Annotated in this window: 12 protein-coding genes and 2 pseudogenes; 3 read left to right on the top strand and 11 right to left on the bottom strand. The window is 71.6% G+C overall.

Annotation, left to right across the window (positions count from 1 at the left end; translation table 11 throughout):
* From ACNAYW_RS05420 to ACNAYW_RS05430, 3 genes are all read right to left on the bottom strand, one after another.
* A partial coding sequence (locus ACNAYW_RS05420) for an anti-sigma-D factor RsdA (RefSeq protein ID WP_415848734.1) occupies positions 1–395 on the bottom strand: 395 nt, incomplete at its 3' end.
* Between the two features lies 1 nt (position 396).
* Positions 397–969, bottom strand: coding sequence for a sigma-70 family RNA polymerase sigma factor (locus ACNAYW_RS05425; RefSeq protein ID WP_068741593.1), 573 nt, complete (start codon positions 967–969; stop codon positions 397–399).
* 20 nt (positions 970–989) lie between these two features.
* Positions 990–1,868: a hypothetical protein gene (locus tag ACNAYW_RS05430; RefSeq protein WP_415848735.1), complete on the bottom strand. Its 879-nt coding sequence runs from the start codon at positions 1,866–1,868 to the stop codon at positions 990–992.
* Between the two features lie 376 nt (positions 1,869–2,244).
* Here ACNAYW_RS05430 and ACNAYW_RS05435 point away from each other — a divergent pair, with 376 nt between their 5' ends.
* The gene (locus ACNAYW_RS05435) at positions 2,245–2,547 is read left to right on the top strand and encodes a WhiB family transcriptional regulator (protein WP_415848736.1); all 303 of its coding nucleotides are present in this window, start codon (positions 2,245–2,247) and stop codon (positions 2,545–2,547) included.
* A gap of 77 nt (positions 2,548–2,624) precedes the next feature.
* Here ACNAYW_RS05435 and groL read toward each other — a convergent pair whose 3' ends face one another.
* From groL to ACNAYW_RS05455, 4 genes are all read right to left on the bottom strand, one after another.
* Positions 2,625–4,232, bottom strand: a complete 1,608-nt coding sequence (gene groL, locus ACNAYW_RS05440; protein ID WP_415848737.1) for a chaperonin GroEL — start codon at positions 4,230–4,232, stop codon at positions 2,625–2,627.
* A gap of 97 nt (positions 4,233–4,329) precedes the next feature.
* Complete coding sequence (groES, locus tag ACNAYW_RS05445) at positions 4,330–4,629, bottom strand: co-chaperone GroES (RefSeq protein ID WP_068522534.1); 300 nt, start codon at positions 4,627–4,629, stop codon at positions 4,330–4,332.
* Between the two features lie 171 nt (positions 4,630–4,800).
* A complete protein-coding gene (locus ACNAYW_RS05450; RefSeq protein ID WP_415848738.1) occupies positions 4,801–6,174 on the bottom strand; it encodes a DUF445 domain-containing protein in 1,374 nt (457 codons plus the stop codon).
* A gap of 41 nt (positions 6,175–6,215) precedes the next feature.
* A complete protein-coding gene (locus tag ACNAYW_RS05455; RefSeq protein WP_415848739.1) occupies positions 6,216–7,058 on the bottom strand; it encodes an MmyB family transcriptional regulator in 843 nt (280 codons plus the stop codon).
* 86 nt (positions 7,059–7,144) lie between these two features.
* Here ACNAYW_RS05455 and ACNAYW_RS05460 point away from each other — a divergent pair, with 86 nt between their 5' ends.
* Positions 7,145–7,591: a hypothetical protein gene (locus ACNAYW_RS05460; RefSeq protein WP_415848740.1), complete on the top strand. Its 447-nt coding sequence runs from the start codon at positions 7,145–7,147 to the stop codon at positions 7,589–7,591.
* Between the two features lie 544 nt (positions 7,592–8,135).
* Here ACNAYW_RS05460 and ACNAYW_RS05465 read toward each other — a convergent pair.
* The 3 genes and pseudogenes from ACNAYW_RS05465 to ACNAYW_RS05475 form a co-directional block, all read right to left on the bottom strand.
* A pseudogene (locus ACNAYW_RS05465) lies at positions 8,136–8,914 on the bottom strand (DUF2339 domain-containing protein); the annotation flags it as partial.
* A 7-nt stretch (positions 8,915–8,921) separates the two neighbouring features.
* Positions 8,922–9,009 (bottom strand): annotated as a pseudogene (locus ACNAYW_RS05470) (hypothetical protein); the annotation flags it as partial.
* A gap of 228 nt (positions 9,010–9,237) precedes the next feature.
* Positions 9,238–10,797, bottom strand: coding sequence for an MFS transporter (locus ACNAYW_RS05475; RefSeq protein ID WP_415848741.1), 1,560 nt, complete (start codon positions 10,795–10,797; stop codon positions 9,238–9,240).
* 61 nt (positions 10,798–10,858) lie between these two features.
* Between ACNAYW_RS05475 and ACNAYW_RS05480 the strand changes: the two genes are divergently transcribed.
* The coding region (locus tag ACNAYW_RS05480) for a MarR family winged helix-turn-helix transcriptional regulator (RefSeq protein WP_415848742.1) at positions 10,859–11,251 on the top strand (393 nt) is incomplete at its 3' end.
* 108 nt (positions 11,252–11,359) lie between these two features.
* On the opposite strand, the gene ACNAYW_RS05485 is transcribed toward ACNAYW_RS05480, so the two are convergent.
* Positions 11,360–12,832 carry an MFS transporter gene (locus tag ACNAYW_RS05485; protein WP_415848743.1) on the bottom strand — a complete coding sequence of 491 codons (1,473 nt, stop codon included), beginning with the start codon at positions 12,830–12,832 and terminating at the stop codon, positions 11,360–11,362.
* Positions 12,833–12,860: the final 28 nt, after the last annotated feature.

A 12,860-nucleotide genomic window follows, 5' to 3' on the forward strand; every position in this document is an offset into this window, starting at 1 on the left:
GGGCGGAAGCCCCGCGTGCGGCGCCCAGCCCCCGAGGCGGCGACCAACTCGTCCACCGACGGGCCGGCCGGGACCGGTGTGGTGACGATCTCGTCGCGCCAGTCCGCGAGCAGCGACGCGAGCGCGAACTCGGTCTGATCCGCGGTGGTGACGGCGCCGCCCGCGGCGAGCGCCTCGATCAGGTCGTCGTCGCGGCGGACTGCGGCGACGTCGACCGGAGCACCGTCGTCGGTGACCCGGTCGATGAAACCGGTGTCGTCGCTGCCCAGGTCACGGGGAGCGCCGGGCCGCATCGGGCGGATCGGCGGACCAAGACGGTGAGCGGCCGTGCGCTCGGGGTCGTGCGGGTCGAAGCGCCCGCGGTTCTCGCCCCGCTCGTCGTTGTCGTCGGCCATGTCAGTTCTCACCTTCTTTCGCGATCTGGTTCTTCAGCTTGGTCAGCGCGCGGTGCTGAGCCACGCGGACGGCACCGGCGGTGCCGCCCACGGCCTCCGCGGTCTCCTCGGCCGACAGGCCGACGACCACGCGGAGGATCAGGATCTCGCGCTGCTTCTCGGGGAGCGTGCTCAGCAGTCGGGCCATGTCACGGCTCGCCTCGGTGGCGAGCGCGTGGCTCTCGGGCCCGCCTTCCAGCGACGCTCTCTCTGGAATCTCGCCCACGGGGTCGGATTTGTTACGCGAGGCGTTCCGGAAGCCGTCCGCGACCTTGTGCGCAGCGATGCCGTACACGAACGCCATGAACGGACGCCCCTGGTCCTCGTAACGGGGCAGCGCCGTCATCACAGCCATGCACACCTCCTGCGTGAGATCCTCAGCCGACAGCGAGTGACGCTCGCCGCCCCCGACCCGCGCACGGCAGTACCGCACGACGAGGGGTCGGATGGTGTCGAGAACATCTGCGAGCGCAGACCTGTCGCCGCGCGCTGCCTCGCGCACGGCCCGGTCGAGCTCCTCACCTGTCAGATTCATCGCCAGCCTGCATTCCGCCGTTACACCCCTGCCAGATCCGCGCCATCACGAATCCATTCCTCCTCCAGAACAGCGGCGATCCGCGCCGCAGCCGCCCCCCGCTCCTGTCCTGACGTGCCGCTCATCATTTTCGCACCGGCCCACCTTAGAGGATTCAGTGCCGACTCCGTGGCGACCTGGTACGCGCGCTCGACGAGTTCGCGGGCCCGGCCGGCCTCCCCCGAGGCCATCGCGGCGGCGCCCGCGATGAGGAGCGTCTTCGCGTGGTGACGCGGCCGGCCCGGCCCCGGATCGGCCGTGAGCAGGGCCTCGACGGCGACCCCCGTTCCCTCCGCGTCCCCGGAGTAGACGGCGAACTCGGCGGCGACCCAGTCCCGGCGCAGGCGCGCGCGGGGCACCGTCCACCACGGCGGCGGCACCGGCGGAGCGCTCGCTCCCCCGGCCCGCGCGGCTGCTTCGGCGTCGTACGCCGCGAGGTGCTCGTCGGCGCGGGCGAGGAGGCGCGCACTCAGCGCGTACCGCCCGGTCCCGAGCGCGTCCGCCGCCAATCCCACCGTCGCATCGATCGTCGATGCCACAACCAGCCCGTACGCCGGTTGCCCATCCGTGCCCACCGCGGCGGCGAGGGCGGCACCGTCGGGGACGGCGGCGGCGCGGTGCCGGCCGGACTGCCGCAGCATGGACGCCTCGAGGCACCGCGCGGCGGAGGCGAAGGGGCCGTCGGCCACCCCGGCGGTCAGGGACCGCGCCGCGGCGAACCGTCCGGCGCCCGCGAGCGCCACGGCCCGGAGCCACGCCCGCCCCTGCGGCCCGTCGGCGGGCCCGACGGGACCGCAGTCCGCACCGAACGCGGCGGCGAGGAGCACCGCCGAGGGGGCGCCCGAGTGTCCAGTTTCCAAAGATTTAACCTTCCAGAATTTGCAGCCCGACAATGGATCGGCGGCGCTCTTGACGGGCGACGACGTTAACGTCGTGTTAGAGGATTCCGGTCCCTCAACGGGGTCCGGGCACGCCCGCGTTACACCGTACGATAATTCAAAACAGTAGCACTACCTGCAGAAACCCGCCCCATGACACGCGCTTCGCGGCCGTAATTCCACAGCTGCACTCCGATCCGATGAATGAACACGACGTTAATTCTCACGCTGATCGAATCACCCCCCGGATACCCGGGAACGGGTTGACCTTCGTCTAGCGAACTGCCTACGGTGAGTGCGCGAGAGGAACAACGACGTTTCCACGCCCGCGAGAACGCCGAGTGTCTGGAGAATGCGCATGCCTCAACCCAACGAGCTCCCCGGTCCCAACTCGGACTTCTGGGACTGGCAGATGCATGGCGTGTGTCGCGGGGTCGACAGCTCGGTCTTCTTCCATCCCGACGGTGAGCGCGGCCGCGCCCGCGCCCAGCGCGAGCGGCGCGCCAAGGAGCTGTGCCGCACCTGCCCCGTTCTCGTCCAGTGCCGCGCGCACGCGATCACCGTGGCCGAGCCCTACGGCATCTGGGGCGGCCTCTCGGAGTCGGAGCGCGCCGCCCTCACCGCGAAGTCGCGGGTCAAGACGAGCCGCATCGCGGGCTGAGCCGCACTCCCCCGGAACGCCGGAGCGCCCCCGACCTCGCGGTCGGGGGCGCTCCGTTTCGGTCGAGCCGGGGTCTCCTAGTGGGAGTGTCCCGCGTGCGCGTCCTCGGCCTCCTCGGCCGGCTTGTCGACGACGGTGGCCTCGGTGGTGAGGATCATCCGCGCCACGGACGCGGCGTTCACCACGGCGCTGCGGGTGACCTTCACCGGGTCGATGACGCCGTCGGCGATCAGGTCGCCGAAGGCCAGCGTGGCGGCGTTGAAGCCCTTGCCGGTCTCGGTGACCTCGTTGACGATGACCGCGCCGTCCTCGCCCGCGTTGGTGGCGATCCAGAACAGCGGGGCGGTCAGCGCGCGACGGAACGCGCGCACGCCCAGCTTGAAGTCGCCCTCGGCGCCGTCCTCGAGGTCGGCGAGCTGCGCGCTGACCTTGACCAGTGCGGTGCCGCCGCCGGAGACGATGCCCTCCTCGACCGCGGCGCGCGCGGCGGAGACGGCGTCCTCGACGCGATGCTTGCGCTCCTTGAGCTCGGTCTCGGTGTGCGCGCCCACGCGGATCACGGCCACGCCGCCGGCCAGCTTCGCGAGGCGCTCGGAGAGCTTCTCGCGATCCCAGTCGGAGTCGCTGTTCTCGATCTCGGCCTTGATCTGCGCCGCGCGCTGCTTGACGTCCTCGGAGGAGCCGGCACCGTCGACGATGGTGGTGGCGTCCTTGGTCACCTCGACGCGGCGGGCGCTGCCCAGCAGGTCGATGCCGGCCGTGGCCAGCGAGAGGCCCAGGTCGGTGTTGATGACGGTGCCGCCGGTCACGATGGCGAGGTCCTCGAGGAAGGCCTTGCGGCGATCACCGAAGAACGGCGCCTTCACGGCGACGGCGCGGATGGTCTTGCGCAGGGTGTTGAGCACCAGGGTCGACAGGGGCTCGCCCTCGACGTCCTCGGCGACGATGAGCACCGGCTTGCCGGTCTCGACGATCTTCTCGAGCAGCGGCAGGAAGTCGGGCAGCGACGTGATCTTGTCGCGGACCAGCAGCACCAGGGCGTCGTCGAAGACGACCTTGCGCTCCTCGAGATCCGTGACGAAGTTCGGGGAGATGTAGCCCTTGTCGAACTGCACGCCCTCGGTGACGACCACGTCGGTCTCCACGCCCGAGCTCTCCTCGACGGTGACGACGCCGTCGGCGCCGACCTTGCCCATCGCGGCGCCGATCATCTCACCGAGCTCGGCGTCGCGCGAGCTGACGGTCGCGACCTGCGCGATCGCCTTCTCGCCGTCGACCGGAGTGGCCTGCGAGATCAGGATCTCGGAGGCCTTGTCCGCGGCCGCGCCGATGCCCTTGCCGAACTCCATCGGGTTGGCGCCGGCCGCGACGTTGCGCAGGCCCTCCTTGACGATCGCCTGCGCGAGCACGGTGGCGGTCGTGGTGCCGTCGCCGGCGATGTCGTTGGTCTTGGTCGCGACCGACTTCACCAGCTGGGCGCCCAGGTTCTCGACCGGGTCCTCCAGCTCGATCTCCTTGGCGATGGTCACACCGTCGTTGGTGACGACGGGGCCGCCGAAGGCCTTCGCGAGCACCACGTGGCGGCCGCGGGGGCCGAGGGTGACCTTGACGGCGTCGGCGAGTTCGTCGACACCGGCCTCCAGGCTGCGGCGCGCCGACTCGTCGAATGCGATTTGCTTAGCCATATTTCAAAGCTCCTCAAGCTCTGCTGAAACGGCCGGACCGCCCGTCCCCGGCGGTTTCCCAGGGGCCGGGCGGTCCGGAATTCGCACGTGTGCGCCGTTACTTGCCGATGACGGCCAGGACGTCGCGCGCGGAGAGCACGAGGTACTCCTCGCCGTTGTAGTTGAACTCGGTGCCGCCGTACTTGCTGAACAGCACGGTGTCGCCCTCGTTGATGCCGGTGGGAACCCGGTTGCCCTGCTCGGTCACGCGGCCCTCGCCCACGGCGACGACGGTGCCGGTCTGCGGCTTCTCCTTGGCGGTGTCCGGGATGACCAGGCCCGACGCGGTGGTGGTCTCGGCCTCGGTGGCCTTGACCAGGATCTTGTCGTCAAGCGGCTTGATGTTCACGCTCGCCACAGTTCGCCTCCATGTGTGGAAAATCTTCGTCTCATGTTGGGTGGCCCGAAAGTCACAGCCGTCGTCGCGGGTGCCGGCGTCACCTTGTATGCGCGGATGTCCCCGCACACACGAACCACTTAGCACTCTACCGATGGGAGTGCTAGCACTCAAGGGCGGTCTTCCGACAACTCAGTGCGTGAGGTGCTCCACCATCAGAACCTGCAGCTCACCGACGAGGAAGCCGAGGATCGCGCCCACCATGATGAGCGTCTTCTCGTCCGCTTGGAAGGCGGGGCGCAGCACGCCCTCGAACTCGTCGGGGGTCATCGCCGCCATCTTCTGCACCATCGTCGTGCGGATGTCGAGCTTGGTGTCGAGGTAGTCGTTCGCGTCCGCGAGCATCACCGGCATCGACGCGACGAAGTCCTCCGCGCCCGCCCGCGACATCGGGCCGATCTGCGTCATGTCCAGGCCGCCCGCGACCTTCCCGACCTGCCCGCCGACGGCGCCGCCGACCATCCCCACGGCATCGGCGACCACGCCGACGAGGTTCCCGGCCGTGAGCGGCCCGACGCCCATCCTGTCGAGGCCGAAGCTCTGCGCGTTGCTGCGCAGCGCCTTCTCGACGCTCGGCATCTCGTCCTCCATGGCCTCCCGCAGCACCGCGGCCACGACCGTCACCAGTTGATCGCGCTGCGGACCGGTGAACAGCGAGCGCACCAGCCGCTCCGCGGTGAGCACGCGGGTGGCGATCAGCGCGCCGTACTCCTCCGAGACCGGGATGCGGTGCTTCTGGAACAGGCCCTGCCACGGGATGAAACCGAGGTACTTCTTCGGCTCCTTGGGATTGAAGATCAGCCGCAGCGCCGCCCAGTCCGTGAACCAGCCGGTGAACAGGCCGAACAGCGGCATGATCCAGGGATTGCGGAAGACCGCCCAGCACGCCGCCTGCAGGAGACCGATGAAGAAGCCGAAGACGAGGCCGCTGTTGCGGATGAACGCGAACTCGCGCCGCCCGACGTCGAGGAACATCTTCTCCAGCACGTCGGGGTCGGCCAGCACCTCGCGCGTGACCATCTCCTTGAGATCGAAGACCTCGTCGATGTTCTCCCGGATCGCCACGACCAGCTTCGGCACCAGGTCGCGCGCGATCACCTGCGCGCGCTGGATCACCAGGTCGCGCGCCGCCGTGGGGAGCAGGTTCCACAGGGCGGGCTGGTACTCCGCGGCGACGACCGGCACGATCCGCGCGACCTCGCGCCGCAGCTGCCGCTCCATCCGGTCGCCCAACTCGTCCGCGTCGACCTTCTCGAGGATGTCCGACGCCGAGACCAGCCGGTCGGTGAGGGTGTCGCAGAGCACCTCGACCATCTGCGGCGCCCGCTTCGGGATGATGCCCTGCCACCCGAGCTTGCCGATGCCTTTGAACTGATGCGGCCGGAACATCATCCGGATGGCCACGACCTTGGTCCCGTAGCCGATGAGGGCAGCGATGACCGGCATGGACAGGTAGATGAGCCAGTTCCGCTGAACGTCCGCAGTGATCTCGGCCCAGGTCTGCATGGCGTCACCCTACGCACGGCGATCGGTAAACGTGATGTGAATCACACGAGGGACAGGTATCCCGTGAGATGCGGCGCCCGCTCCAGGACCTCCTCGATCCGCGTGTCCCGCCGACCCGCGGCGCGGTCGAGCCGGCGGCGGGTCGCGTCGTCGATCGGGTAGAAGGCCTCGAGCACGAGGCTCTCGAGGATCACGTCGTGCGGGCCGCCGAAGGTGGTGAGGGTGCTGACGAAGGCGAGCTCGGCCCCGTCGTCGTCCCGCATCCGGAAGGGGACGAAGACGCCCGGCGCGGGATCAGGGTCGACGGTGTCCGTAGGCGCCGGGTAGTCGTTCAGCTCGCGGTACAGCTCGCCGAGTCGCGGGTCCGCGGTGCGCTCGTACGAGCGGCGCACCCGGGCGAGCACGGAATCCCGCACCTGCGCGTGGTTGAGCAGCCGCGGCGCGAGGCCGTCGGGATGCAGCGTCAGCCGCAGGACGTTGAGCGGGGCGGCGAGCAGCGCCGCATCGACGCCCGTGACGAACAGCGCGGCCCCGGCGTTGGCGGTCACCAGGTCGAATCCAGCACCGAGGACGAGGGCGGGGTACGGGGCGTGAGCGGCGAGGACGGTCTCGAGCGCCGCGCGCACCGGACGCATCGGCGCGTCGTCGAGTCCGTGCGCGGTGTAGGCGGGAGCGAACCCGGCGGCCAGCAGGGCCTCGTTGCGGGCGGCGAGCGGCATGTCGAGGTGCTCCCCCAGCGCGGCGACGAGGCGCCGGCTCGGTCGCGCGCGGCCGGTCTCCACGAAGCTCAGATGGCGCGCCGAGACGCCCACCGCCAGCGCGAGGTCGAGCTGCGTCCGGCGCCGCCGCACGCGCCAGTCCCGGATCAACTCGCCGCACGTCACGCCACCGACGGTAGCCCGCGCGGTAGGCGCCCGCTTTACCTCGAAGGTAATCGACGCCCCTGCGCCGCAGCGGAAGACTCCGCACCATGACGACCACGATCACCACCTCCGACCCCCTCTCCCCCGCGTTCACCGCGATGGCCGCGGGCCGCATCGCCTGGGGCGCCGCCGCCGTGCTCGCTCCCCGGACCAACCTGCGGCTCGCGGGCGCCCCGTCGCTCGGCGCGCCGCACACCGACTACCTGATCGGCGTGTTCGGGGTGCGGGCCCTCGCGATCGGGCTCGGCTACGTCACCGGTGACGTCGCGACGCGGGCCCGGTGGCGCCGCCTCGGCCTGCTCATCGACGTGGTCGACACCGCCAACGGGCTCGCCCGGTTCGCGGCCGCGGACGACGCCGAGTCGCGCCGCGCCGGCCGCCTGATGGTGGCGATCACCGGCGCGTACGCGACCGTCGGGCTGGCGGACGCCGTCGCAGGAATCGTCCGATCCCGTCAGGCGGCCCGCCTCGGGCGCTCCGACCGGGCCGCATAGGCGGCGCCGACTCCGAGGAGGGTGACACCGACCAGCAGGAAGGCGATCACCCGCACGGCCCCGTCGAGGGCGGCGAGGTCGAAGAGGAAGAGCTTCGCGACGGCGCCGCCGATGAGCGCGAGGCCCGCGACGGTCCCGGCGGTGCCCCAGGCGTGGCGGCGTTGCAGCAGCAGGTACGCGCCGGCCGCGATCCAGGCGACGGTCGCGATGCCGTGGCCCCAGCGGGCGCCCTCCGCACCCCCGAGCGCCCAGCCGAGGTTCGCGAACAGCGCGGTGGCCGCGCCGAGGGCGGCGACGCCGCAGGCGGCGCCGACGAGGTTCCGGGAATCCGCGGGCACCCGCGGCACCAGGCGCCACGCCGCGACGACGGCGAGGACCAGCGCGAGGGCCGCGGTCGCGAGGGCGGGGGCGGTACCCGCGCCGCGCCGCGCGGCGTCGTCGAGCAGGGTCACCGTCGGGCCGTACCGCTCGAGCGCGGCCGCGAGGCCGACGCCGCCGAGGGCCGCCCCGGCCCAGCAGGCCGACGGTTCGCGGCCGGCCGCGNCCAGTGCGCCGATGCCGAGCGCGAGGACGACCGCCGGCAGCGACGCGGACGGGGTGGCGACGAGGGCGCCGATGAGCGCGGCGAAGGCGGCGACGCCGAACCACACGCCGCGGACGGCGGGCGCGGTGCCGGGCATCAGGCCGAGCGCGACCGTCGCGGCGACCAGGGCCAGGGCGCCGAAGGCCGCGGCCCAGTCGGGCGCGCCGATCAGCGCGAGCAGCACGGGCGCCGACGAGACGATCCCGGCGGAGACCAGGGCCCAGGACCGGCCGGCGCGGGCCTGCGGGTCGGCGGCGGCGAGCAGGCCGACGACGGCGCCGAGCACGGTCGCGCCGAGGATCGGCAGGGCGTCGGACGGCCCGGCGGCGAGCGCGAGCACCGCGAGGGTGAGCGACGTGCCGGTCGAGCGGACCACGTGCAGCCACGGCCAGGCGGCGGGCCGGGAGACGCCGATCGAGGCGATCGCGAGGATGAGCGTGAACCCGGCGAGCAGGTAGGCGTCGTCGGCGAGCGGCGGCGCCAGCAGGTACACCGGGGCGTAGAGCGCGACCCCGAGCCACTGGCTGCGCCAGCGCATCGCCAGCGCGAGGCCGCCGAGGGCGATGAGGCCCGAGAGCGTGAGGCCGACGACCGGCGGCACCCACTCGTAGATCCCGGTGACCGCGACGGTGTCGAGGTAGGCCGCGGCGACACCGGTGGCGGCGAGCGCGGTGGAACCGATGCGGCCGCCGGGCCGGCGGTGCAGCCACAGCGCGGCGCCGAGGAGGCCGGCGGCGAGCNCGGCGNCGAGGCCGACGGGGACGGCGGGGCCGAGCAGGCCCGCCTGCGCGGCGAGGACGAGGAGCAGCGCGACGCCGATCAGCGTGACCAGCACGCCCGCGCCGGCGAGCCGCGGGCACGGGCCGCTGCGCCTGGGTGATGAGGACGGGGACGGCGGCGGGCCGCTGCACGGCGGCGAGCTCCGCCTGCATCCACTGCAGCCGCTGGACGGTGATGGCGAGTTCGGTGGACAGCCGGGCGAGCCGGGCGTCCGTCTGCGGGGCGTTCTGAGGCATGCCCTTACGCTGCCGCGCCGGAACGCGGCGCGGCAGCGTAGGACTACTCAGTGGGTGGCGGTACTTCCCACCTCGGCGGGTGCCTCGTCGAGGTCCGCGGCGGGCGCGGCACCGTCGGACCGGCCCGGGCGGGCCAGGGCGAGGACCGTCACCGTGCCCGCGAGGCCGACGAGGGTGAGCCCGACGACCACCGCGATGGCGGTGATCATGCCGGGCAGCAGCTGTCCCGGCAGGGCCTCGCTGCCCGCGCTGGTGGTGATCGCGGTGACGACCGCCATCATCACGGCGCCGCCCACCTGGATGAAGGTGTTGAGCAGCCCGGAGGCGAGACCCTGCTCGTCGTCGTCCACGCCCTCGGTGGCCTGCGAGTTGACGGCGGGGAAGGTGAGGGCGAAGCCCACGCCGAGCAGCAGGATCGTCGGGAACAGGAACAGCCAGTAGCTGGCGCCCGCCTCCGCCCGGAGGAACCAGACGTATGCGCCGAGGAAGGCGGTGAGGCCGACCGCGACGAGGACGGTGCTGTTCACCCGGTCGAGGACGGCGTCGATCTTGGTGGCCGAGGCCACCACGAGCAGGCCGGCGGGCAGGAAGGCCAGCGACATGGCGACGGGGCTCCAGCCCAACGAGTCCTGCACGTACAGCGTGACCAGGAACTGGAACGCCGCATAGCCGCCGAACATGACGAAGCCGGCGAGGTTGGCGTGCACCAGCCGGACGGAGCGCAGGATGCCCAGCCGGACCAGCGGGTGCCGGTGCTTGGCCTCGATGACCACGAAGGCCACCGCGAGCAGGGCGGACACGGCGAACAGGGTCAGCACCGTCGGCGAGGTCCAGCCGAGGTGGGGCGCCTGGACCACCGTGTAGACGAGGATCAGCAGAGCGCCGGTCGAGGTGACGGCCCCGGCCACGTCGAAGCGCTTGAACGCGAAGGTCTCCGACGGTGCGGTGCGCGGGATCACCTTCCAGCCCAGCACGACGAGCGCGAGCGCGACCGGGCCGGGGAACAGCAGGGTCAGCCGGTAGGAGACCTCCGTGAGGAGGCCGCCGAAGACGAGCCCCATCGAGAAGCCGGAGGCGCCGGCCACCGTGTAGATGGAGAAGGCCTTGTTGCGCGCGGGCCCCTCGGCGAAGGTCGTGGTGATGATCGACAGGCCCGCGGGAACGGTGAACGCCGCGGCCACGCCCTTGACGAAGCGCAGCGCGATCAGCGCGGCGGGCAGGTCGATGAAGGCGGTGGCGACGGAGGCGACGCCGAAGACGAGGACCGCGCCGAGGAAGACCGGGCGCCGGCCGATCAGGTCGGCCGCCCGGCCGCCGAGAAGCAGCAGGCCGCCGTAGCCGAGCACGTAGCCCGAGACGATCCATTGCAGCGCAGACGGTTCCATGCCGAGCGCGGATTTGATGGAGGGCAGTGCCACACCCACCATCGAGATGTCGAGGGCGTCGAGGAACAGGGCGCCGCAGAGGACGAGCAGGAGCAGCCAGGTGCGGGACGTCCACCCGGACGCGGTGGTGACGTGGAGCTCTTCCGGCCCGGGGTTCGGGGTCGACGGTGCTGTCGGGGGTTCGTGTGTCGTGGTCACTCCGCAGACTCTATGCGTGCGCATTAAATGTGTCTACATTTAATGCGTAGGAATATTTTGCGTCGGTCCGGTGTAGACTGCGGGCATGAGCGTCAAAGGCGACGTCGTTCCGGTCGACGCGAGTACCTGCACCCCCGCGGATGACGCGCTGGCCGAGCAGTGGCACCGGCTCATGCGCGACTACTCCCGCATGACCTGCGCCCTCGACCGTGCGCTCTCGGCGCACCAACTCACCTCGTCCGAGTTCGAGGTGCTGGAGCAGCTGGAGCGGGCCCGATCGGGTGCGCTCGACGGTGGCGAGAAGGTGCGGATGGCCGACCTGGCCGAGCACGTGCACCTCTCCCAGTCCGCCCTCTCGCGCCTGGTGGCGCGCCTCGAGAAGGACGGCCTCGCGACCCGCAGCATGTGCGAGAGCGACCGCCGGTCGGTGTTCACCGCCATCACCGACAGCGGCCGCGCGCGCTACGACGCGGCGCGGNCGACCCAGCGCGCGGTCCTGCGCGCCGAGTCGGCCGAGTGCGAGATGCGGGAGTACCTCTGCGGCGAGGAGTGAGCCGCCGCCCGGCCCGACCGTCCGTCCGGAGGTCTACTTCGCCGCGGCCGGAACCTCCTCCTGCGCAACGCTCTCGGCCTGCTCCACCTGCGGCTTGGGAATCAGCAGCGCGATGACGCCGGCGAGCAGCGCGGCGACGGCGGCGACCACGAAGATCGTCTCGAAGGCGCCCTGCGTCGGGATCACGTGGCCCGCCATGGTGACCGACTTCGCGGAGATGATCGCGGCGGCGACGGCGGAACAGATCGTGGTGCCCAGCGAGCGCATCAGCGCGTTGAGGCCGATGGCGGCGCCGGTCTCGTTCTGCGGCACCGACGACATGATGATCGTCGGCATGGCCGCGTAGGCGATCGCGACGCCGACGGTGCCGACGATCGACGCGAGCGAGAGCTTCCAGGCGGCGTCCATGAGGAAGTAGGCGAGCACGTAGCCGCCGGCCACGACGAAGGCGCCGATGGCGAGGGTCACGGCGGGGCCGACCTTCGTGATGAGGATGCTGGAGACCGGCGCGAAGATCATCATCATGATGCCGCCGGGCATCATCCACAGGCCCGCCTCGAGCATGCTCTTGCCCAGGCCGAAGCCGGTGGCGGTGGGGTACTCCATGATCTGCGGGACACAGAGCATCATCGCCATCATGCCGAAGCCGATGGTCACGGTCGCGATGTTCGTGATGAGCACGCGCGGCCGCGCGGAGGTCCGCAGGTCGACGAGCGGATCGTCGTGCCGCATTTCGTAGGCGCCCCACGCGAGCAGCACGATCAGGCCGCCGACGAGCAGGCCGAGGGTGGTGCCGGAGGTCCAGCCCCAGTCGTTGCCCTTGGAGACCGCGACCAGGGTGGCGACCAGTCCGACGGCGAGGCCGATCGAGCCGATCACGTCGATGCGGCCGCCGACGCCGGGGGCACCGTCGGGCAGGACGAACAGGACGGCGGCGAGGATGAGCCCGGCGAGCACCGTCGAGACCCAGAAGAGCATGTGCCAGTCGTAGGTCTGCGCGATCCACGCCGACAGCGGCAGGCCGATGGCGCCGCCGACGCCGAGGGTCGCGCTCATGGCGGCGACGGCCGTCGCGGTCATCGCCGGGGGCGTGACCTCGCGCATCATCGAGATGCCGACGGGGATGAAGGCCATGGCCAGGCCCTGCAGCACGCGGCCGACGAGCATGAGCAGGAGCCCGGTGGACAGCGCGGCGGCGAGCGAGCCCGCGACGAGCAGCGCAGCGCTCAGGATGAGGACGCGGCGCTTGCCGATCATGTCGGCGAGGCGGCCGCCGATGGGCATGGCGACCGCGGCGGCGAGCAGCGTGGCCGTGATGACCCACGAGGCGTTCGCCGTCGAGGTGTTGAGCAGCTGCGGCAGCTCGGGCTGGATCGGGATCACGAGCGACTGCATGAGCGCTGCGACCATGCCGCCGAAGCACAGGATGATCACGGTCACGAGCGGGTGGTTCCGGCGGGAGCCGCTCGATGCGAGCGCGCCCTGCCCGGTAACGGTGCTGGTCACGAGGACCACCTCTCTACGTGGGAGAACG

Origin of the sequence: Tsukamurella ocularis, from assembly GCF_965138335.1 — a bacterium.
Lineage (GTDB): Bacteria > Actinomycetota > Actinomycetes > Mycobacteriales > Mycobacteriaceae > Tsukamurella > Tsukamurella ocularis_A.